General features: G+C 34.4%; 22 protein-coding genes. 11 read left to right on the forward strand and 11 right to left on the reverse strand.

Features of this window, described 5'->3' with window-relative positions; genetic code table 11:
• The 3 genes from tnpA (at position 1) to DM444_RS05945 (ending at position 2,218) form a co-directional block, all read left to right on the forward strand.
• Positions 1 to 432: an IS200/IS605 family transposase gene (tnpA, locus tag DM444_RS05935; RefSeq protein WP_111284882.1), complete on the forward strand. Its 432-nt coding sequence runs from the start codon at positions 1 to 3 to the stop codon at positions 430 to 432.
• Positions 433 to 746: 314 nt separating this feature from the next.
• Positions 747 to 1,988, forward strand: coding sequence for a peptidase U32 family protein (locus DM444_RS05940; protein ID WP_111284883.1), 1,242 nt, complete (start codon positions 747 to 749; stop codon positions 1,986 to 1,988).
• A complete protein-coding gene (locus tag DM444_RS05945; RefSeq protein WP_111284884.1) occupies positions 1,988 to 2,218 on the forward strand; it encodes a ferredoxin in 231 nt (76 codons plus the stop codon). The genes DM444_RS05940 and DM444_RS05945 overlap by 1 nt, the downstream gene beginning before the upstream one ends.
• A gap of 353 nt (positions 2,219 to 2,571) precedes the next feature.
• Here the strand turns inward: DM444_RS05945 and DM444_RS05950 are convergent, their stop codons facing one another.
• Genes DM444_RS05950 through DM444_RS05970 form a run of 5 tightly spaced genes read right to left on the reverse strand, consistent with a single transcriptional unit; the run spans position 2,572 to position 7,615 of the window.
• Positions 2,572 to 3,324 (reverse strand): hypothetical protein, encoded by a 753-nt coding sequence (locus DM444_RS05950; protein WP_111284885.1) that lies wholly within the window; start codon positions 3,322 to 3,324, stop codon positions 2,572 to 2,574.
• 60 nt (positions 3,325 to 3,384) lie between these two features.
• On the reverse strand, positions 3,385 to 4,449 hold the full coding sequence (locus tag DM444_RS05955) for an ankyrin repeat domain-containing protein (RefSeq protein ID WP_111284886.1): 1,065 nt from the start codon (positions 4,447 to 4,449) through the stop codon (positions 3,385 to 3,387).
• 43 nt (positions 4,450 to 4,492) lie between these two features.
• Positions 4,493 to 5,035: a hypothetical protein gene (locus tag DM444_RS05960; RefSeq protein WP_162614925.1), complete on the reverse strand. Its 543-nt coding sequence runs from the start codon at positions 5,033 to 5,035 to the stop codon at positions 4,493 to 4,495.
• A 20-nt stretch (positions 5,036 to 5,055) separates the two neighbouring features.
• Positions 5,056 to 6,405, reverse strand: a complete 1,350-nt coding sequence (locus DM444_RS05965; RefSeq protein WP_111284888.1) for an ankyrin repeat domain-containing protein — start codon at positions 6,403 to 6,405, stop codon at positions 5,056 to 5,058.
• A 28-nt stretch (positions 6,406 to 6,433) separates the two neighbouring features.
• Positions 6,434 to 7,615, reverse strand: coding sequence for an ankyrin repeat domain-containing protein (locus tag DM444_RS05970; protein ID WP_111284889.1), 1,182 nt, complete (start codon positions 7,613 to 7,615; stop codon positions 6,434 to 6,436).
• Between the two features lie 355 nt (positions 7,616 to 7,970).
• On the opposite strand from DM444_RS05970, the gene DM444_RS05975 reads away from it, so the two are divergent.
• From DM444_RS05975 to DM444_RS06000, 6 genes are all read left to right on the forward strand, one after another.
• On the forward strand, positions 7,971 to 9,380 hold the full coding sequence (locus DM444_RS05975) for a PSP1 domain-containing protein (protein WP_111284890.1): 1,410 nt from the start codon (positions 7,971 to 7,973) through the stop codon (positions 9,378 to 9,380).
• Positions 9,364 to 9,843 carry a gliding motility lipoprotein GldH gene (locus DM444_RS05980; RefSeq protein ID WP_111284891.1) on the forward strand — a complete coding sequence of 160 codons (480 nt, stop codon included), beginning with the start codon at positions 9,364 to 9,366 and terminating at the stop codon, positions 9,841 to 9,843. Before DM444_RS05975 ends, DM444_RS05980 begins: the two co-directional genes overlap by 17 nt.
• Before the next feature lie 9 nt (positions 9,844 to 9,852).
• The gene (locus DM444_RS05985; protein WP_111284892.1) at positions 9,853 to 12,159 is read left to right on the forward strand and encodes a penicillin-binding protein 1A; all 2,307 of its coding nucleotides are present in this window, start codon (positions 9,853 to 9,855) and stop codon (positions 12,157 to 12,159) included.
• 166 nt (positions 12,160 to 12,325) lie between these two features.
• On the forward strand, positions 12,326 to 13,027 hold the full coding sequence (locus tag DM444_RS05990) for a CoA transferase subunit A (RefSeq protein WP_111284893.1): 702 nt from the start codon (positions 12,326 to 12,328) through the stop codon (positions 13,025 to 13,027).
• A gap of 88 nt (positions 13,028 to 13,115) precedes the next feature.
• Positions 13,116 to 13,772 (forward strand): CoA transferase subunit B, encoded by a 657-nt coding sequence (locus DM444_RS05995; RefSeq protein ID WP_111284894.1) that lies wholly within the window; start codon positions 13,116 to 13,118, stop codon positions 13,770 to 13,772.
• Between the two features lie 172 nt (positions 13,773 to 13,944).
• Positions 13,945 to 14,388, forward strand: coding sequence for a hypothetical protein (locus DM444_RS06000; RefSeq protein ID WP_111284895.1), 444 nt, complete (start codon positions 13,945 to 13,947; stop codon positions 14,386 to 14,388).
• Between the two features lie 101 nt (positions 14,389 to 14,489).
• On the opposite strand, the gene DM444_RS06005 is transcribed toward DM444_RS06000, so the two are convergent.
• Both DM444_RS06005 and DM444_RS06010 read right to left on the reverse strand, forming a co-directional pair.
• Positions 14,490 to 15,017 (reverse strand): DUF6646 family protein, encoded by a 528-nt coding sequence (locus DM444_RS06005; RefSeq protein WP_111284896.1) that lies wholly within the window; start codon positions 15,015 to 15,017, stop codon positions 14,490 to 14,492.
• A 50-nt stretch (positions 15,018 to 15,067) separates the two neighbouring features.
• Positions 15,068 to 15,802 (reverse strand): metallophosphoesterase family protein, encoded by a 735-nt coding sequence (locus DM444_RS06010; RefSeq protein WP_111284897.1) that lies wholly within the window; start codon positions 15,800 to 15,802, stop codon positions 15,068 to 15,070.
• 139 nt (positions 15,803 to 15,941) lie between these two features.
• On the opposite strand from DM444_RS06010, the gene dinB reads away from it, so the two are divergent.
• Entirely contained in the window at positions 15,942 to 17,024 is a 1,083-nt protein-coding gene (gene dinB / locus DM444_RS06015) for a DNA polymerase IV (RefSeq protein ID WP_111284898.1), read from the forward strand.
• Positions 17,025 to 17,125: 101 nt separating this feature from the next.
• A complete protein-coding gene (locus DM444_RS06020) occupies positions 17,126 to 17,626 on the forward strand; it encodes a PAS domain-containing protein (protein WP_111284899.1) in 501 nt (166 codons plus the stop codon).
• A gap of 126 nt (positions 17,627 to 17,752) precedes the next feature.
• Here the strand turns inward: DM444_RS06020 and DM444_RS06025 are convergent, their stop codons facing one another.
• From DM444_RS06025 to DM444_RS06040, 4 genes are all read right to left on the reverse strand, one after another.
• Positions 17,753 to 19,357, reverse strand: a complete 1,605-nt coding sequence (locus DM444_RS06025) for a fumarate hydratase (RefSeq protein ID WP_111284900.1) — start codon at positions 19,355 to 19,357, stop codon at positions 17,753 to 17,755.
• Between the two features lie 80 nt (positions 19,358 to 19,437).
• Complete coding sequence (locus DM444_RS06030; protein WP_111284901.1) at positions 19,438 to 20,181, reverse strand: hypothetical protein; 744 nt, start codon at positions 20,179 to 20,181, stop codon at positions 19,438 to 19,440.
• 21 nt (positions 20,182 to 20,202) lie between these two features.
• Complete coding sequence (locus DM444_RS06035; protein ID WP_111284902.1) at positions 20,203 to 20,883, reverse strand: hypothetical protein; 681 nt, start codon at positions 20,881 to 20,883, stop codon at positions 20,203 to 20,205.
• A 20-nt stretch (positions 20,884 to 20,903) separates the two neighbouring features.
• A complete protein-coding gene (locus DM444_RS06040; protein ID WP_111284903.1) occupies positions 20,904 to 22,343 on the reverse strand; it encodes a nucleoside recognition domain-containing protein in 1,440 nt (479 codons plus the stop codon).
• Between the last annotated feature and the right edge of the window lie 69 nt (positions 22,344 to 22,412).

Consider the following 22,412-nt stretch of genomic DNA (forward strand, 5'->3'; position numbering starts at 1 on the left):
ATGTCACAATCGTTTACCAAATTATGGATTCATGTAATTTGGGCTACCAAAAACCGTAAGGATCTGATTGATTTTTCAATTGAGAAAACTCTCTATGATTACATTTGGCAAGAGTTAACAGAACTTGGTTGCCCAGTTAGAATCATTAATGGAATGCCAGATCATGTGCATGTTTTATTTTTACAAAATCCACAAAGAACGATCACAGATATTGTAAAGCAAATCAAAGGAAGTTCTTCTCATTTTATGAATAGAGGAGAATTTATCCTTGAAAAATTTGCGTGGCAAACTGGTTTTGGTGCTTTCTCTGTCAGCGAATCTCAGCTAGATGCTGTTTTCAATTACATTAAAAATCAAAAACAACATCATCTTAAGAAAAATGGACAAGATGAATTTGATGATTTTGTAAAATTGCATGGATTAGATAAATAGAATGCTTGACTAAACAATACGTTTCCCGTGGTTTCAACCGCAGGAACGCAACGGATATCCGCAGCGATTATGTTCCTGCAATTGAAATTGCAATGTCTAACGATACGTTCCCCGTGGTTGAAACCACGGGCTATATTTGACAAAACATACACAAAGAAAAATATAGCCTGCGGTTTCAACCGCAGGAACACAACGGATATCGACAACGATTATTAATACTTCTACGAATAATTTTTAAAATATAGACATGATAAAAATCATAGAAATCTAATCTATACCCACATTATTTTTGTCATTTGAATAATAAATCAAAAATGACAATTAACAATACAATTGAACTAATGGCTCCTGCGGGAGATTTTGAGTCTCTTCAGGCTGCCTTAGATAATGGCTGTGATTCTGTATATTTTGGTGTTGAACAACTCAACATGCGTGCAAGATCGACAGTGAATTTTACGATTGATGATTTAAAAGAAATTGCCAATCGCTGCGAAGCAAAAAATGTTCGAAGCTATCTGACATTAAACACAATTATTTACGATCATGATTTATCTGTCGTAAAAACATTATTGAATAAAGCCAAAGAAGCGAATATAACTGCTGTAATTGCATCCGATCAAGCGGTAATCGCAATGGCAAGATCGATTGGAATGGAAGTTCATATTTCTACCCAATTGAACGTTACCAATATTGAAACCATTAAATTCTACAGTTTATTTGCCGATACGATGGTTTTAAGCCGTGAATTGAGTTTACGTCAAGTAAAGAAAATCACGGAACAAATTGAAAAAGAACAAATCAAGGGGCCGAACGGAAATTTAGTAGAAATCGAAATTTTTGGTCACGGGGCTTTGTGTATGGCCGTTTCAGGAAAATGCTATTTAAGTCTGCATTCGCATAATTCATCTGCGAATCGTGGTGCCTGCAAACAAAACTGCCGAAAAAAGTATACTGTTATCGATCAGGAAACAGGTTTCGAAATCGAATTGGATAACGAGTATATGATGTCGCCTAAAGATTTATGTACAATCGACTTCTTAGATCAAGTAATTGATTCTGGAATTCAGGTTTTAAAAATCGAAGGGCGAGGACGTGCGCCAGAATATGTGGCAACTGTCATTAAAACGTATCGTGAAGCAATCGACGCCTATTATGATGGCACTTTCTCAAAAGAAAAAAGCGCAGTTTGGATGGAAGCTTTAAATACGGTTTACAATCGTGGATTCTGGTCAGGCTATTATTTGGGACAAGAATTAGGCGAATGGAGTGATATTCCTGGATCTGCAGCAACTCAAAAGAAAGTTTATGTTGGAAAAGGAACGCATTATTTCCCAAAAGCAGAAGTTGGACAATTCAAAATTGAAGCTTACGATATTAAAGTCGGAGATAAAATTTTGGTAACAGGTCCAAGTACAGGTGCTCAGGAAATGATTATCGACGAAATGTTTGTGAACGATCTTACGGCAGAAAAAGCAACAAAAGGAGACGATTGTACTTTCAAACTTCCGTTTAGAATCAGAATGTCGGACAAATTATATAAAATTGTTGAGTCATAATGGTTATCATTACTTTACAAAGAGACAAATGCATTGGCTGTAATTATTGCGTTGAAATGGATCCAGTTCATTTTCAAATGTCAAAAAAAGATGGTAAATCGGTATTGCTTCATTCGCAGAATGCAAAAGGCTTTTTTACTTTAAAATCACCAAATCATACAATTGTCGAAAGTTGTGAGTTGGCCGCAAAAGCTTGTCCAGTGAAGATTATTACGGTTAAGGAAACATAATAAGATTTTAGAAATAATAATAAAAAAGACTTTCTCTAAGGAAGTCTTTTTTATTGATTTTTATCTTGCGTTCAATGTTTACGCAAATTTCAAACGTCCTTACAGGACGTAATTGAATACCGTAATTTTTTTTTCTACCGATAAAACGTTCCTACGGAACGAGAAAAGAAATATAGATTTTGTTTCATAGGAACATTTGACCGATAATAGAAATAATGTTTAAAACGAAAAATGGATAAGAAATAGATTTTTTTGTTCCGTAGGAACATTTCATAGGTAGCCCAAATCGATTAAATTGTTGTTTACGTTCCGTAGGAACGTTTGATTTTCATTTATAATTTCGTCTTTTCAAATCATTCTTCTGAAAATTCGAGCTCATCAAAATCTTTAATTTCAGATAATTTTAGAAGTTTGTTTTTGTTGATTTTACTTTCGGTTTTTTCAAAAATTTCATCACCGTCGTATGTGTTTTCGTTTACGTTCTGGTTTACAATCTTTTTTCGAGTAAGGAAATTGATGCTAGTTTCTGTTAGTACAATTGGTCCGTGATTACTACTTGCATCGTAACCAATGAGTTCAAAATCCGAATTTTGATATCTGAAAGTGTAACTCCAATAACCGTATCTTCCGTGAGCATAGTTTATGTACAATTTTCCGTTTTTTATTTCAAGGTCAAGTTCTGGGGCATAATAAACACCACCTTCTTCATTTTCGGAAGAAAAACAGCTGTAATTTTTAGCAGCTAATTCATAACCACCATTTTTGTTTAATAATGCTATAATTCCCCTGCGATTTCTGTCTAATTCTCCACGATATTCATGCTGAATTATTTTACTCTTATCTGTTCCTTTAATAATTAATATGCAGTCTTCCAGTCCGTCTTTGTTAAAATCGCCTTTAATTGTATCAAAAGGAACATATCCTTTCGGAATAAAATCTTCAGGCTTTTTCTTTATTTCGATTGAAGTTGTGTCTCCCTCAAAAACTTCTGGAATAGTCGGAATTTCTGAAACCTGACCAGATTCGGTTTTTTCTTTGGTTTTGTTACAACTTGAAAATCCAATAAGGATTAAGATACTGACTGTAAAAAGTAGGTTTCTAATCATAATAGTTTTTTATATTTTATCAAAACAACCATTTTGTGTCGTTCAAAGCGTTTGATGATCTTATCTTTTGTAATTTGGTTTGCTTAGCAAAATGGGCGTCGTATTAGCAAGAACCCATTTAGTTGCGAGTTCGCATAAAAAATTAAGTTCATCGATTTCTCCATCTCCATTTTTTCGAATATCTTTTATAATTAAATCTGCTTTTGCAAGTTCATTATCAGAAAATGAATTATTTGAAGACAAATGGATAAAAAAAGCATCTAGCATTTTTTTAAAATCAATATTCCAATTTCCACCGCCATTTCTATATATTTCATCTCTTACTTTTCCCGCAATACGTACCACTTCGCCTTGTACGGTTTTTGAACTGCCACTAGATGGTATTAAGAGTTCCCATAGTTCTTCATACTGTTTTTCCCAAGTTGTTCCTGTTACAAAAATTGGCGATTCGCCATCATGCAGAATTCGTCTTTTTACAGGCGGAACATTATACATTTTATAAAGTTCGTTTAATGCATTGTCTGTCTCTTCTAAATAATCTTTATTGAAATTTTCTCGATGAAATTCAAAATCTTCTCCTTTTCGGATGACAGCATCTTTCATAGTTTGAGTTATTTCGCTGTTAGACTTTAAAAGTATTTTTGATATTTCGGCCAAATTTGGAAGGTCAATGTTGCTTGCTCTAATCAACGCTCTTTCTAAAGGAGTTTGTTTGTAGTTATTCAAAGCATTGATATCTGCTCCATATTCAATCAGTTTTTTAACGGCATCTGTATTAAAACCGCTTCCAGCAGCAAAATGTAAAGGCGTATCTCCATAATTGTCTCTTGCATGTACATTTGCACCGAGTTCTAATAAAGTTGAAACCTTGCCAGTGCGCATCATTGTGTTTTGATGTAATGCAGTACGGTTATAAGTATCAACGGCTTCTAAATCTGCGCCATTTTGCACTAGCCAATGTATAAGCTCATCAGGAATACCCCAAAAGCTTAATGCTGTTGTTTTTCCGTAGCCGCCCCTTGCATCCAATTCACAAGTTTCAAATACCGTTTTTAACGCTTCAATGTCTTTCTTTTCAATTAATTCGTTAAAATTCTTGGGAAGTGTTTTCTTTTTCTTTGCCATTATTCTTATTACTTTTTAAAATCATTCATCAAGATATTTGATTTCAAATACCTATTTTAGCATTGATATTATGTTTATCTACATATGCTTGTGCAACATTCATCAATTTGGTAAACTTTGCATCAATTTCGCTTTGTGTTGATGCGTCGAAATCGGCAATTGCTTTTTGTATTTGTTCTTGTGAAGCTTTTTCGTCTTTCAGCTTTGCAATTGGTAAATAACCTTCTTTTTGTTTGGCAATCGCATATGCGAATAAATCTTTTGAGGCCTGAAGAAGTTCTTTATTGTCATCATCTTCGGCTATATCTTTAATAGTTTGAAAACGAGTTTCTAAATTGGTAATATCATATTTAAAAGCATCGTAGTAAGAAGAAGGAACCATCTTTTTTTGGTTTTCATCATAAATCTGTGCTTCAGATTGCAGTTTTTCATTGATTTCTTTACTTCCAAAACGAGATAATAAGTTCGAATTTAAAACAGCTATTTCAAAGGTTTTTTCTGGCGAAAGATTGGTGCAAGAACTAGAAACTAAACTTCCAGCGATTAATACTAAGAATAGAATTGTGGTATTTAAGATTTTTTTCATTTTTAAATTCATTTTATTATTTATCCTTTTAAAATTTTACTTTTTTCACTTTCGAATTCTTCTGAATTCAAAATTCCAGCATCCAAAAGTTCTTTTAAGTCTAATAATGCTTTCTTTTTGGTTTCCATCGAATTTAAAGCGTCTGCTTTTGAAGTTTCAGTTTGTGTTGTTTGAATTGGGTTTACAACTGTTCCCGAAGGCGCATATTTCAGAATCAATTCTGTAATTTCATTAAAGCCTTTTACGTTTGAATAATCAATTGCTTTTTGCTCTTTCACATTTACAATAGAAGCATCGGCTTTATTATCCAATAGATATTTTACAACATCTTTCTTTCCGTTGGCTGCGCTGTAATGTAAAGGCGTATTTCCAGATTCGTCCTGAATGTTGATGTCTGCTCCAGCTTCGATAAGCAATTTTACCATACTCAGATTGCCTTTTTTGGTTGCTACATGCAGAAGACTTTCTCCGCCATAATTATAAGAACTGTTTAGTGTAAAACTAGATTCGTTAGAAATATTAGTAGCGCTGACAATCCAATCCAAATAATCATTCATAGATGAGGTATCGCCCGCAACAGGTTTACTGTAATTTACATCAACTCCATTTTCTAAAAATAAAGAGACAATCTCCTTTTGATTATTCGCGCAGGCGTACCAAATTGGAGAATATCCATTATTACTAGAAGTAAATACATCTGATCCTCTTTCAATCAATAATTTAGCTAACATTCGATTGGTTTCATAACAGGCAATTAAAAGTGCATTTTCACCAGAATGATTCGTATAGTTTATATTAGCGCCGTTGTCTAAAAGCAAAGTTACCATCGGAATCGATTTGGTATAACAAGCATAAAGTAATGGAGTATTTCCTTGTTTATCGGTTACATTAATATCGGCTTTATTGTCTAAAAGCAATTGAATGATTTCTCGATTTAGTTTTGCTGAAGCCAATAATAAAGGAGTTTCTCCATTGTTATTCAGTAAATTAACATCGACTCCACATTGAAGCAACTTTGTTGCAATTTCGATTTGAGCCGTTTGAACAACTAAATGCAGAAGACTATTTCCGTATTTATCATTTTTGGTAATGTCAGCACCATTTTCCAAAAGATACAGGGCCGTTTGTTTCTGTTTTTGAAGACAAGCAAAATACAAAGACGTTTCTCCTTGATGATCTTCGTAGTTAATATCTGCACCATCTTCGGTTAGAATTTTTACGATATCAAGATAACCTCTGTGCGCGGCGTAATGAAGAGCCGTTCTTCCTTTTTCATCTGTATATTTTACATCTACTTCTTTATTTTGAAGCAGTAATTCGGCTATTTTTCGGTTGCCGTTTTCACAGGCAATTATAAATGACATTGACATGTATGTGGTATTTTAGTAAATGATTGTTTTATTGTTTCATTAAAAGCTCAACCGTTTTAATTTTCAGGTTGTCTCCAGAGGCAAGCATCAAGGCCGTTTCGTCTTTATCGTTCGTAATCGAAATATCTGCGCCCTGATCTAGTAATAATTTCACTTTTCTATAGGTTTCTTTAGCCATTTCTGCATCGTAGTTGACATTGTAAGCGCAGACTTTATGCAAAATGGTATTTCCTTGATTGTCTTGTTCGTTCACATCTAAAGAAACATTCTCTAAAACCGATTTCAAGATATCCGATTTCTTTTCGACAATAAAATCAATTCCTGATTTGGGTTGTCCGTAATATTGCGCGCAGAAATTCACATCAGCACCATCAGATAAAAGTCTTTCTAAAAAAGTTATATCGTTTGGAGAAACAGAAACAGAACTGATGAAATTAGTAAACAAAGTTCGTCCGTCTTTATTCACGATATTAAAATCTGGCGAGGAGACAGATGCTAAAGCGTCGTACATATCATACGAAAGCTGCTCTGCAACAGCATAATAAAAAGCAGTATTGTTTTGGTTGTCGGTTTCGTTGGCATCGGCACCGTTTTCTAGTAAAAATGGAAGAAGTTCTTTTCGATTTCTTTTAACTGCGCACATTAAGGGAGTAGTTCCAACAATATTTTTCTCGTTGATGTCAACGCCATTATTGATCAAAATGGTAATATATTCTTTTACTTTTTCTGGATCAAGACCATAAGTATTCAAAATGTTATAGATAAAATTTTCTCCTGCATTGTTCTTATACTGTGTGTTAGCTCCAAAATCTTCAACTAAAACTTGAACTATTTTTGGCGAAATTCCTTTTTCAAGAAAATAACCAAGAAGAGTTTTGTCGCTGATTTCGTCGTTAAGGTTATCCATTTTCGACATCAATTCTTTGAAAAAAATGATCGATTCGTCGTCATCTTTTAAATATCGGGTTAAAGGACTAAAAATCGATTGGTCAAAACTGTCTAATTCATAAATGTCGGTTTCGATAAATCCGGCTTTAATTAGTCTTTCAATGAAATCAATTTCTTTGGCTTCAATAATTTTGGCTGATATTTGAGAAAAATTGTTTTTAAGATATTGATCGTTAAATTTTTCCCCGTTATTTAGGCATTCTCTGGCCGCGTCAAATTTTCCCTGAAAAAGGAAGTTTTCAATCTGGTTTTGTGTTTGCATTTGAAATATATTTAAAAATGATGATAAGTTTTAATTGCAATTTGGCTTGTAATTGTTGGCTTCGCAAACCATGCTGTAAGATAAAACATAAAAATGAGAAATATATTTCAGGATAAAAATTAAAAAGGGGTTTTTACAACTTATTAACAAACATAAACATCATTTGTAGGCTTTTTTGTTTTAAAGTAGGAATAAGCTTCTATTTTGTAATGAATTTGATTTATAAAACAATTCATTTTTTATTTAACAACCCTTTACAACTAATCTATAAATAGCCAAATAAAAAAAATACTATCTTTACCGATCAAACGTTTATGAACTTAAGCTGCATTCTGGCAGCACTACATATATAATTATGGCATGTACAAGTTGTTCAACCTCAGACGGTGGCGCACCAAAAGGTTGTAAAAATAATGGGACTTGCGGCACCGATAGCTGCAATAAATTGACGGTTTTTGACTGGCTTTCAAACATGAGCCCGTCTAATGGAGAGGCGATTTTTGATTGTGTTGAGGTTCGTTTTAAAAACGGACGTAAGGAATTTTTTAGAAATTCGGAGAAATTAACTTTAAGTATTGGCGATATTGTAGCAACTGTTGCTTCGCCAGGACATGATATTGGAATTGTGACTCTTACAGGAGAATTAGTTAAAATTCAAATGAAGAAAAAAGGGGTGAATTACGAAAGTAACGAAGTTCCAAAAATTTACAGAAAAGCATCTCAAAAAGATATCGATATTTGGTCTGTAGCGCGTGATCGTGAAGAGCCAATGAAGGTTCGCGCACGTGAATTGGCGATTCAGCACAAATTGGAAATGAAAATTTCGGATATCGAATTTCAAGGAGACGGATCAAAAGCGACTTTTTACTACACAGCAAACGATCGTGTTGACTTTAGAATGCTGATTAAAGATTTTGCTAAAGAATTCAGTACGAGAGTAGAAATGAAACAAGTTGGTTTCCGTCAGGAAGCGGCTCGTTTAGGTGGAGTTGGTTCTTGCGGACGTGAACTTTGCTGTTCGACTTGGTTAACCGATTTCAGAAGTGTAAATACTTCTGCAGCGCGTTATCAGCAGTTATCATTGAATCCGCAGAAATTAGCGGGACAATGTGGGAAATTAAAATGCTGTCTGAACTATGAGTTAGATACTTACATGGACGCATTAAAAGATTTCCCTGATTATGATACAAAACTGATCACTGAAAAAGGAGATGCTGTCTGCCAAAAACAAGATATTTTTAAAGGGTTAATGTGGTTTGCTTATACAAACAACTTTGCAAACTGGCATGTTTTAAAAATCGATCAGGTAAAAGAAATTATAGCTGAAAACAAGCAGAAAAATAAGGTTTCTTCTTTAGAAGATTTTGCTGTTGAGGTTACTTCAGAGCCTGAAAAAGACTTCAATAATGCAATGGGTCAAGAGAGTTTAACTCGTTTTGATCAGCCAAAAAGAAAGAAAAAACCAAATCGCAAACGTAAGCAAAATGCAGAGGCGGCTGGTGTTGCAGTTCCAGTGAAACCACAGCAAGAAAAAAATGCTAATAACGCTAAACCAGCAGGAAATAATAATCCGAACAATGGTAATGCGAACAACGGAAATGTGAACAACGGAAATGTGGCTAAACCAAACAATCCAAACAAGCCAAATCATAAGAAAAAGCATAATTCGAACAAAAACAATCCGAATAAGCAAAATTCAAATGAAAATAAACCTGCTGAACCTAGAAAACCAATAACGAATACTAAAAATGAGAATAAAAAATAGCGGAATTCTTCTTTTGGCAGCGATACTTCTTTTTTCTTGCGATAAAAAAAGAGTATTCGATGAGTACAAATCTGTTGGAAGTGCTTGGCATAAAGACAGTATTGTAACTTTTAATCTGCCGGTTTTAGATTCTACAAAAAAATACAATCTGTTTGTAAACATACGAGACAATAACAATTATCCGTTTAATAATTTGTTTTTGATTGTTTCAATGGAAATGCCAAACGGATTTACAAAAGTGGATACCTTAGAATACCAAATGGCTGAGCCAGACGGAACTTTATTAGGAAACGGATTTTCAGATATAAAAGAAAGTAAGCTTTATTACAAAGAAGATGTAAAGTTTAGAGGAAATTATAAAGTTCACATCAAACAAGCTGTAAGACAATCAGGTAAAATTCCTGGTGTTGAAGCTTTAGAAGGAATTACAGACGTTGGTTTTAGAATAGAACAAAAAGATTAGATAAATAATATGGCTGCTAAAAAAAACAATCAATCCAATACCGTTAAGGATATCAATTATTACAAAAAGAAATTTTGGCGAATTTTTGCCTACTCTTTACTTGGAGTTTTAGCTTTCTTTTTATTTGCTTCTTGGGGATTATTTGGTTCTATGCCTTCCTTTGAAGATTTAGAAAATCCAGATTCAAATCTTGCTACTGAAATTATCTCTTCTGATGGAGTCGTAATTGGTAAATATTTCAAAACGAATAGATCTCAGCTTAAATATTCAGATTTACCTAAAAATTTGGTTGAAGCGCTTGTTGCAACTGAAGACGCACGTTTCTACGAACATTCGGGAATTGATGGACGCGGAACTTTAAGAGCAGTTTTTACTTTAGGAACAAATGGTGGTGCAAGTACATTGACACAACAGCTTGCAAAACAATTGTTTCACGGTGAAGGATCTAAGTTTTTACCGTTTAGAATTGTTCAAAAAATTAAAGAATGGATTATCGCCATTCGTCTAGAAAGACAATACACGAAGAATGAAATTTTGGCGATGTACTGTAACGTTTATGATTTCGGAAATTACTCTGTTGGTGTAAGTTCTGCAGCTCAGACTTATTTTTCTAAAGAGCCGAAAGACTTGACAGTAGACGAATCTGCTATTTTGGTTGGAATGTTCAAGAATTCAGGTTTATACAATCCAGTAAGAAATCCGCAGGGAGTAAAAAACCGTCGTAATGTGGTTTTGTCTCAAATGGCAAAAGCAAAAATGATTTCAGAATCTGAAAAAGAAAGACTTCAAGCTTTACCAATTACTTTGAAATTTAAATTAGAAAGCCACCGTGAAGGTATGGCAACTTATTTTAGAGAGTATCTTCGTGATTACATGAAAAAATGGGTTACTGAAAACAAAAAACCTGACGGATCGGAATATGATATTTACAAAGACGGTCTTAAAATCTATACAACGATAGATTCTAGAATGCAGCAATATGCGGAAGAAGCTGTTGCGGCACATATGAAAAATCTGCAGGAACAATTTTTTATTGATATGAAAAACAATAAAAATGCTCCTTTCGTGAATATTACACAAGCAGAAACAGACCGAATCATGATGCAGGCAATGAAAAATTCTGTTCGTTGGGCTCAGATGAAAGATATGGATAAAAGCGAAGATGATATCATTGCTTCATTCAAAGTAAAAACAAAAATGCGTGTTTTTACATGGAAAGGGGAACGCGATACGATTATGACACCGCTTGATTCTATTCGCTATTACAAACACTTTTTGCAATCTGGTTTAATGTCAATGGAGCCTCAGACTGGAGCAATTAAAGCTTGGGTTGGAGGAATCAATTACAAATATTTCCAATACGACCACGTAGGACAAGGAGCAAGACAAGTTGGTTCGACTTTTAAGCCTTTCGTTTACGCAACAGCTATTGAACAATTAAATATGTCTCCATGTGATTCTATTTTGGATGGACCTTTCATGATTCATAAAGGACGTCACCACGTAACAGAAGACTGGGAACCAAGAAACTCAGATTACAGATACCGCGGAATGGTAACTTTAAAACAAGCTCTAGCGGCTTCTATCAATACAGTTTCAGCTAAATTAATTGATAGAACTAGTCCAGAAGCTGTTGTAGAATTGACGAAGAAATTAGGAGTAAAAACAGAAATTCCAGTTCAGCCTTCAATCGCATTGGGAGCTGTAGATATTACAGTTGAAGACATGGTTGCGGCATATAGTACATTTGCGAACCAGGGAGTTTATGTAAAACCACAGTTTTTAAGCCGAATTGAAAACAAAAGTGGAGAGGTTATTTACGAACCAATTCCAGAATCTCATGACGTTTTAAATAAAGATATTGCTTTTGCAGTAATCAAATTACTTCAAGGGGTAACAGAAAGTGGTTCTGGTGTACGTTTACGTACTCAAGGCGGCGGAAGTGGAGACAATCGTTGGACAGGTTATCCATACATGTTTACAAATCCTATTGCAGGTAAAACCGGTACAACTCAAAATCAATCTGATGGTTGGTTTATGGGAATGGTTCCAAACTTGGTAACTGGAGTTTGGGTTGGATGCGAAGACCGTTCAGCACGTTTCAAAAGTTTGACTTATGGACAAGGAGCAACTGCCGCGTTACCTGTTTGGGGGTATTACATGAAAAAATGTTATGCCGATAAAAACCTTCAGATTTCTAAAGGAGAATTTGAGCGTCCAGCAAACCTTTCAATAAAAGTAGATTGTTATGCTAGGCCAGCTGTGGTAAAAGACACTACACAAACGGAACAAAATACAGACGAATTTGAATTGTAACAATGTTGCAATAAAACGTATCTAATTATATTTCAGTCCCTTTACAACTCTTTTCAAAAGATTAGTAAAGGGATTTTTCTTTTGGTTTTATTTTTACGAAATCGTTATAATTCCATCTAAAAATCTTATTTTTATCAAAAATATTCAGCAATAAAGACAGTTTGTTATGATAACAAAAAAAGTAAATGGCGTTCAGGATGCTATTGACGGAATTAAAAGCGGTATGACCATCATGTTTGGTGGTTTTGGATTATGTGGTATTCCTGAAAATACAATAGCGGCTTTAGTAAATACTTCGATTTCAGATTTAACTTGTATTTCTAACAATGCAGGAGTCGATGATTTTGGATTGGGATTATTGTTGCAGAAAAAACAAATCAAAAAGATGATTTCGTCTTATGTGGGCGAAAATGCCGAATTCGAGCGTCAGATGCTTTCTGGAGAACTTGAAGTTGAATTAACGCCTCAAGGAACTCTAGCAGAACGCTGTCGTGCGGCTCAGGCCGGAATTCCAGCTTTCTTTACACCAGCAGGCTACGGAACTGAAGTGGCAGAAGGAAAAGAAGCAAGAGAATTCAACGGAAAAATGCATATCATGGAAGAAGCTTTCAAAGCTGACTTTGCTATTGTAAAAGCTTGGAAAGGTGATGAAGCAGGAAATCTGATTTTCAAAGGAACAGCTAGAAACTTTAATGCTTGTATGGCTGGAGCTGGAAAAATTACAATTGCGGAAGTTGAAGAACTGGTTCCCGTTGGGACTTTAGATCCAAATCAGATTCATATTCCGGGAATTATGGTGCAGCGCATTTTTCAAGGAGAAAAATTTGAGAAGCGAATTGAACAACGCACAGTAAGAACTAGAAATTAGATAATGAGAAAATGTGACAATTGGATAATTAAACACATAGCGTAAGAATTATCTAATTATCAAATTTTCTAATTGACACATTAAAGATATGGCACTTAGTAAAGAAGATATAGCAAAACGAATTGCAAAAGAGGTAAAAGATCGTTATTTCGTAAACCTTGGAATTGGGATTCCTACTTTGGTTGCGAATTACGTTCGAGAAGATATAGCAGTAGAATTTCAAAGTGAAAATGGAGTTCTTGGAATGGGACCTTTTCCTTTTGAAGGAGAAGAAGATGCAGATATTATCAATGCAGGAAAACAAACCATTACGACACTTCCTGGTGCAAGTTTCTTTGATTCGGCTTTCAGTTTCGGAATGATTCGCAGTCAGAAAGTCGATTTGACGATTCTGGGAGCAATGGAGGTTTCTGAAAACGGAGATATCGCCAATTGGAAAATTCCAGGCAAAATGGTTAAGGGAATGGGAGGCGCAATGGATTTGGTGGCTTCCGCCGAAAATATAATCGTTGCCATGATGCACGTAAACAAAGCAGGAGAGTCTAAAATCTTAAAAAGATGTACTTTACCATTAACAGGCGTAGGATGCGTTAAAAAGGTTGTAACTGAGCTTGCAGTTCTCGAAGTAACAGAAAAAGGTTTTAAGCTCTTAGAACGAGCGCCAGGTATCTCAGTCGAGCACATCATCGCATCAACAGAAGCTGATTTGATCATTGAAGGTGAAATTCCTGAAATGGTGATTTGATTTTTTTAGGTAGAAAGGTTCAGAGGGGCAAAGGTTCAAGTTGCAAAGCTGTACAGTGATTTAGATAGAGAGAACTTCATTAATGGAGTTCTCTTTTTTGTTTTCTGCTAGAGCGTATAATGGAAACGTAATCTTTTTCTTTACATTTGCTGTGATTTAAAAAAATACGCCTTTGGAAAAGTTTGAAATCGATATTAAATGGGGAAGTTATTTGTTTATAGCAAATGCAGTAGTTTCAATTGTAATATCACTTTTAATGTTGTTAGTTGACTATCAAAGTTTAAGATATTTGTCAAATATTCTTATACTAGTTTTTATCATTCAATTAATATATTTTACTATTAAAGCGATATCGGAAAACAAAAAGAATGATTTAAGTAAAGGTTATAGAAAGTTTTTTGTTTTTGTTAGGCTTTTAATGTTCTTTTATCTTCTGACGTCATTTTTGAATGGGAATGCAATTACGGAGACAGATAGTTGGTACTTGTCTTTATTTGTGCCATATAGGAAAAAAGATATTGCAGAATTATTAGTAGAAGATGATCCAAAAGAATATAACGGAATTACACTTAATGAGTTTATTGATGCGTTAAAAAGAAAGTTCAGCAGATCATAAATTCACATTAAATAAAAAACGAAAAAACCGCCCTAAAGGCGGTTTTTTCGTTTTAAAGTCTTAGAAACTTAGAATCTCAGCATCTTAGCAACTTTTAAAAACTATAAACTAAACGAAGCTCCTAAACTAAAAGCAGCTTGATTATTTAAATGATAAAAAGGATCATTGTTTGAACCATATTTTGCAATTGGAAATCCGATTTCTGTGAAAACACCAAATCCGTCAGTAAAGAAATAACGACCACCAACGTGACCTCCAAAATTATGTAAACCTAAGCTTAATCCAGGGTAAACGTCTAATTGCTCAACACCAATTACACTAGATAAGTTAGCATTCATTCTTGCTTTTGCATCAAAACGATCTGAGAAATCTGGAGACTCATCATAATAAGCAGAAGAACTTCCGTGATAAAAACCGTTGAAATTATCAACTCCTAATAAGTAATTTGCAACAAAACCAACAGAGAAATTTTCTCCTAAACCAAAATCAATAGAACCCTGAATTCCAGAACCACCATCTTGTAAATTAGCACCTACGTTTACTCTCGTGTCACCTTTTCCTGTAAAGGCGCTTTGTGCATTAATAAATCCGAATGAAACTAAAAACAAGAATGTAATAACCTTTTTCATAAAATTTTAAATATTAATATTTTGCAGGGCAAATGTAAATTTTAAATAAATTAATTCCTACCCTTTTCGTTAAAATACAGTTCGTTTAGCGGTTCGCTTTGCCAATATTCCTTGGTATCGACGTCTAAAATTGTAAGCGGACCTCTAAATGCTGCGCCCGTATCTACGTTCCAAACGCAGGCTTTGTTTATTGGAATAGTTTTTCCTATTCTTGTCACGGGCGTGTGGCCAATATAAACTTCTTTGTAAACGGTAAAACGTTTCGGATAGTGTAAATCGTCTTCTTTTAATTTTGGATCCAATGCAAGAGCTGATTCCCAAAGTGTTCTATCCCAATAAAATAGTTTTGAAAAGTATTCCCATTTCACGCCATTCAAATTGGTAAAACCGGCATGAACAAATAAACGGTTTTGATCATCAAGATAATAATCCTGAAGATTTTCTAGAAATTCGATATGAGTTCTTTTTTTCTCTTCAGAGATTTTGGCGTATCCTTCAACAGTTGCTTTTCCGCCATGTTTGTACCACATTTCTTCATCAAAATCATCATGTCTGTTTTCTAGCCAGTCTAATGCCAGCTGATCGTGATTTCCTCGTATGAAGATGCAGTTTTGTTTGCTTTTTAAATCAATCAAATAGTCGATTACTTCAACAGACTGACTCCAGCCGTCAACATAATCGCCCAAAAAAATTAGAGTATCTTCAGTAGTAACTTCGGCTCTTTGTATCACTTGTTCAAGTGCAAGTAATCCGCCATGAATGTCACCTATAACAAATGTTCGCATTATTTAATTTTTCGAGTAGAAGAACAAAAATAAAAAGAATAATTGGTTTGGGCTCATCGAATTTCTATTCTTTAAAAATTGATATGATTTATAACTATTTACAGCACTTTTTTATTGCTATCCTTTTTAAATTTGTAGCATGTCTGAAACACCAACATATCGCAAAATTATTCACATTGATATGGATGCTTTTTATGCATCGGTAGAGCAGATGGACAACCCGGAATTAAGAGGAAAACCAGTTGCTGTTGGAGGTTCAGAAAATCGAGGAGTGGTTTCGGCGGCAAGTTATGAGGCTAGAAAATTTGGTGTTCGAAGTGCCATAAGTGGAGTTTTAGCCAAGAAATATTGTCCCGACATTATCTTTGTTCGGCCGAGATTTGATCGTTACAAAGAGATTTCATCCAAAATCCATAAAATTTTTCACGATTATACTGATTTGGTTGAACCTCTTTCGCTTGACGAAGCTTATTTGGATGTTACCAAAAACAAAAAAGGAAATCCAAGCGCAAGTCTTTTGGCACAGGAAATTCGAGCAAGAATTTTTAATGAAGTAGGCTTAACCGCATCAGCAGGAATTTCGATAAATAAATTTGTGGCTAAAATCGCCAGCGACTACAACAAACCAAACGGACAGAAAACGGTAAATCCAGATGAAGTGGAAGCTTTTTTGGAAGATTTGCCAATTCGTAAATTCTATGGAGTTGGAAAAGTGACAACTGAAAAAATGTATCAACTCGGAATTTTCACAGGAACCGATTTAAAAAATAGATCTTTAGAGTTCTTAGAAAAGCACTTCGGAAAATCTGGAGCATTTTATTATCATGTTGTTCGAGGTATTCACAATAGTGAAGTAAAATCTTCCCGAATTACTAAATCTGTAGCTGCAGAACATACTTTTGATGTGAATTTGTCTTCTGAAATTTTTATGATGGAACAATTGGAACGAATTGCTGCATCTTTAGAAAAGAGGCTTCAAAGGCACAATCTTTCTGGAAAAACAATTACACTGAAAATTAAATACAGTGATTTCTCTCAACAAACAAGAAGTAAAACGCTGCCGTATTTTATTTCAGATAAAAAATTAATTATGGAAAATATAGAAGAGTTATTATATCAGGAAAAAATGAAAGATTCTGTGCGGCTTCTTGGCATTTCATTGAGTAACTTGAATAATGAAGTAAAAAAAGCAGTTGTGGTTCAATTAAAGTTTACATTTTGATAACGCTTTCGATATTAAAAATGATAGTTTTTGTGACTAATAACAAGATTTTTCCTCTATCTTTGAGTAAAAAGATTTATTGATCATTTAATGCATTTTATATGAAAAATAAAAACATTGACGATTTCTTAGAGCGAAATTCAGTTCCAATCTTAGCTTGGGATTTTCACTATGAATATGTGAATGAGCTAAAAGCGTTAAGTGCTGATCTAAAAAAAGTGAGCCAAATTTCGACTGAATTTACTTGGGATGAGAAAAAGCTCAATATTCAGGAAAGAATTAAGGATGAAGTTGTTTTAGTTACAGATTTGGATTTGAGGATCGTTTTCGCGTCAAGCGGAATAAAGAAAATGACAGGTTATAGAGAAGAGGAAATTCTGGGTAAAACTCCGAAAATGTTTCAAGGGCCTGCAACTTCCCAAAAAGACTTGAGAGAAATCAGAGATGCTGTGAAACTGAAAATCCCTTTTGAGAAAACACTCGAAAATTATAGAAAAAATGGAAATACTTATAAATGTATAATCAATGCATTTCCTGTTTTCAACCTGAAAGGAGAAGCATCACATTTTATAGCTTTTGAAAAGCAAGATTTAAGCGCTTAGGTTTTGTGATTGCCACAAAGGCACTAAGACACTAAGTTTTTTATCCAAGAAACAAAAAAAACCGCTTTTTGAGCGGTTTTTATATTTATAGAACTTAGTGTCTTAGTGCCTTTGTGGCAAAAGAAATTATAAGTTAGCAAAGAAGTCATTTCCTTTATCATCTGTAATAATGAATGCAGGGAAGTCTTTAACTGTGATTTTACGAACAGCTTCCATTCCTAATTCTTCAAAATCAACAACTTCTACTTTTAGAATGTTGTCTTGAGCCAAAATAGCAGCAGGCCCTCCGATAGAACCCAAATAGAATCCGCCGTATTTATTACAAGCGTCCGTAACCTGTTTTGTGCGGTTTCCTTTTGCCAGCATAATCATACTTCCGCCATTTTTCTGGAATTCATCTACATAAACGTCCATACGTCCAGCAGTTGTCGGTCCAAAACTTCCAGAAGCCATTCCGTCTGGAGTTTTTGCTGGACCTGCGTAATATACTGGGTGATTTTTGAAATAATCAGGCATTGGTTTTCCAGCGTCTAATAATTCTTTGATTTTTGCGTGAGCAATATCTCGGGCAACAATTACAGTTCCGTTTAGTTTTAAACGAGTCTTAACTGGATATTGAGACAATTTCGCCAAAATATCTGCCATTGGCTGATCTAAATCAATTTCTACTGGCGCTTCTAAATGCGGAGCTGTTTCTGGTAAAAATTGTTTTGGATTTACTTCTAATTGCTCAACGAAAATTCCATCTTTCGTGATTTTTCCTTTGATATTTCTATCTGCAGAACAAGAAACTCCAAGTCCAACTGGGCAAGAAGCTGCGTGACGTGGCAAACGAATTACACGAACATCATGTGTGAAATATTTTCCTCCAAATTGCGCTCCAATTGCACTTTCTTGACAGATTTTCTGAACTCTTTCTTCCCACTCAAAATCACGGAAAGCTTGACCAGCCATATTTCCTGAAGTTGGAAGATGATCATAATATCCTGCAGATGCTTTTTTAACAGCGCTTAAGTTTGCTTCCGCAGAAGTTCCGCCAATTACCAAAGCTAAATGGTACGGAGGGCAAGCAGAAGTTCCTAAATCTTTGATTTTTATGCGAATGAATTCGTCTAATGATTTTTCATTCAGCAAAGATTTTGTCTGTTGGTATAAATATGTTTTGTTTGCAGATCCTCCACCTTTTGCCATAAACAAAAAGTCGTAAGAAGTTCCTTCTTTAGCATAAATATCAATTTGCGCCGGAAGATTTGATCCTGAATTTTTTTCTTCAAACATCGAAATCGGAACAATCTGCGAATAACGTAAGTTTCTTTTTTGATAAGTATTAAAAATACCTCGGCTTAACCATTCTGCATCATCAACACCTGTAAAAATGCTTTCGCCTTTTTTAGCCATTACGATCGCAGTTCCTGTATCTTGACAACTTGGAAGTTGACCTTCGGCAGCAACAGATGCATTTTGAAGCAAATTATAAGCCACAAAACGATCATTGTCTGTTGCTTCTGGATCATCAAGAATTTTTCTAAGTTTTTGTAAATGTGTTGTTCTTAGCATAAATGAAACATCTGTCAATGCTTCTTCAGCCAATAATTCCAAACCTTTTGGGTCAACGGTTAAAACTTCGCGTTCTCCAAATTTTTCAACTTTCACAAAATCAGAAGTGATTTTGCGATACTGCGTATCATCCTTTAAGATCGGGTAAGGATCTTGGTATATAAAATCGATCATTGTTTTGTTTTTTTACAAATTTAGAAATTATTTACCTAAGAAAGAATTTGAATAAGAACTCTTAAACAGTTTTATGCATTTTATTCTGTACTGTTGAATTGATCAAAAGTCATCTTTTTTTCGAAGTAAGGCTTGTCCTTTGCAGACAACAAAATCTTTTTCCATTTACTGTCTTTTAATTCGAAAGATATTGAATCTGAATGCTGTAGGATTCCCATGTCTATATTCTCATCTTCGTCTGCAGGTGTAAATGCAACAGTTTTGCAATAAAAAGATTTTGGTTCAGATTTGGCTGTAGGATTTACAATTTCGACCCAGCTTCCCCAGCCGCTGTCAGACATTGTGCTCCATTGGTGAACCTGTTGCAATTCTTTGTTTTTTAAATAATACAAGTAATTATCATGCGTATAACCGCAAGCAGGATATCCAACTGAGATTTGTATGAAAGGAGAGTTTTTAGAAGTTTCAGATGTTAACCCGTAAGAGGCGATCCATTCAGAACCTTTTTGAAAGCCTGTAATTGCAATTCCTGAAGATGCTGTTTTGGTTTTATTCTGATAAAAATCTAATCTGTATTTTACAGTTACAATACTGTCTTTATCTGCCTGCTGATCTATTAAATTCGCAAGAATATAATCTGTTGTAGATTCTGTTCCGTCAGTGTAAATGGCTACAGTGTCAGTTTTAATGATCTTTTCATCATTTGTAACAGCTACTGTTTCTTGTGGTTCAATAATTTCTGCAATTGTTGGAGCAGCGTCTGTAGGTTTTGTTTTTTGACATCCGATCAAAAGCAATACGAAGAAGAGGGGGGCTAGTTTCATATTTGTAGTGGTTAAGATTATTTATTTTAAAGATATTACGAAAAGCTTCTTTTTTTGGTAAAGTTCAGCTAAAGAAATACTTTCTCCATTGAGATAAAAAAGCTGGTTTTCGAATTTAACTTCATTAGGATTTATTAGAAAATGATAATTATCTCGATCATTCAAAACACTTAAATTATCATAATTTAACTCTATAATTTCAATATAATTTATAATATCCAATTTATGAGCTTCTTCTAAAGTTATTGAGCTGTCTTCATATCGAAGAGAAAGTTTGTCTCCTCCGCCAGGCATTCCAAACCACGGAATAACTTTTGCAGACATCAGTGAAATATAGTCAGGAAATTTATTAAAGACAAATGGTTTCTTCTCGAAATTTTCAAAAAAATCAGGAAGAGACTTTCTTTTAAACGGTTCATTGTAATCCCAAAAATAAATACCCTGATTTTGCCAAGACGGATCTTGCAGGTTTTTTTCGGTATTGCTGTCCCAATAATGCATAAATAATTCACGAGGCAAAAAAGTCAAAATAGAATCATTTATAAGCCAATCAATTTTGTTGGATTCGAATTGCTTTTCTTCCAATTTTACTTCTTCAACGGGCTTTTCTTCTTCAACAATTGGAGTTTGTTCTAAAATTTGATCTTCTTCTTTGTTTACGACCTGTTTTTCTTTAGCAAAAATTTTCTTGAATAAATTCATATTTCGTTTTCGGGTTTAAATTAAAAAAACCAAGTCGCTACAAAAATCGCCGTAATAACACAGATCAAATCAACCAAAAGCATTGTGCCTAAAGCGTAACGTGTGTTTTTGATATTTACAGATCCAAAATAAACTGCAATTACATAAAAAGTACTTTCAGCACTGCACTGGAAAATACTGCTCAGTCTTGCTGTTAAAGAATCTGCTCCAAAGGTATTCATCGAATCAATTAAGAAACCTCTTGATCCAGCAGAACTAAACGGACGAAGCATGGCAACTGGCAACGCATTGGTAATTTCTTTGCTTACGCCTAAGTTCGAAAAGATAAATCCGATTCCGTCGCTTATAATTTCAAATAAGCCACTATTTCTAAATAGCGAAATCGCAACTAACATCCCTAAAACATAAGGAAAAATAGTAACTCCGGTTTTAACTCCGTTATTGGCTCCAACCACAAAAGTGTCAAATACTGTTGTATTGGCATCTTTGAATTTTTTCTCATGTTTGAATGAGAAGATCAAAGTGAAAACAATAATCGAAAGTAAAATTAATCCCGAAAGGTTAGAAGTAAAGTAGTTTTTTCCAATTAAATCCAAGTGATTCACATACATCAGCAAACCAACAATAGCCGCGATCAAAACCATTAAACCAATAAGAAGCGAAGCACTTTTGAAATTGATTTTTTGTTTGATTCCAACAATCAAGAAAGCCGCAATGGTTCCAATAAACGAAGTAATTATGCACGGAAGCATTACATCGGCAGGATTACTTGCATTTGCCGCAGCGCGATATCCAATAATCGAAGTTGCAATTAAAGTTAATCCAGAAGCATGAAGACACATAAACATGATTTGCGCATCACTCGCTTTATCTTTTTCGGGGTTTATTTCCTGTAAACTTTCCATTGCTTTCAATCCGAATGGTGTCGCTGCCGAATCCAATCCGAGGAAATTGGCAGCGAAGTTCAATGTCATGTAGGAAATCGAAGGGTGATTTTTAGGAATACTCGGAAATACTTTCACAAAAACCGGACTCAAAGCTTTGGCTAAGTTTCCAGAAGCTCCAGAAACGATTAAAAGTTCCATTAATCCGCAGAAAAAAGCTAAATAGGCAATAAGCGGCAAAATTAAATCAACCAAAGTGCTTTTACAAGTTGGCAATAAACCATCTGATTTTTGAAGACCGCAATAAATTTTTACCGTTTTGCTTTTAAAAACATAAGTCGTGTCGGCATTTAGCGTATCACGATTGATAATCATGGTTTGATCTGGCGCTTTTTTTATGCTGTCTTTGATAAAAGCAGGAAGTTCTTCAAGATATTTTTCAGAAACTAAAACAGGATCGTCTTTCTTTCCATTCAAAACAGAATCAATGGTATAAGTATTGGCAGTAAACAAACTGACTACAATAAAAACAATCGAAGAAATAAAAATCGTTAACCAAAATCTGCTTAATACCATAATTCTAATTTTTTGTAAATGTAATTATTTAGCAATAATAAGCATAAAGATTTTAGTAACGAAACAAGT

The organism is Flavobacterium ginsenosidimutans, from assembly GCF_003254625.1.
Taxonomy (GTDB): domain Bacteria; phylum Bacteroidota; class Bacteroidia; order Flavobacteriales; family Flavobacteriaceae; genus Flavobacterium; species Flavobacterium ginsenosidimutans.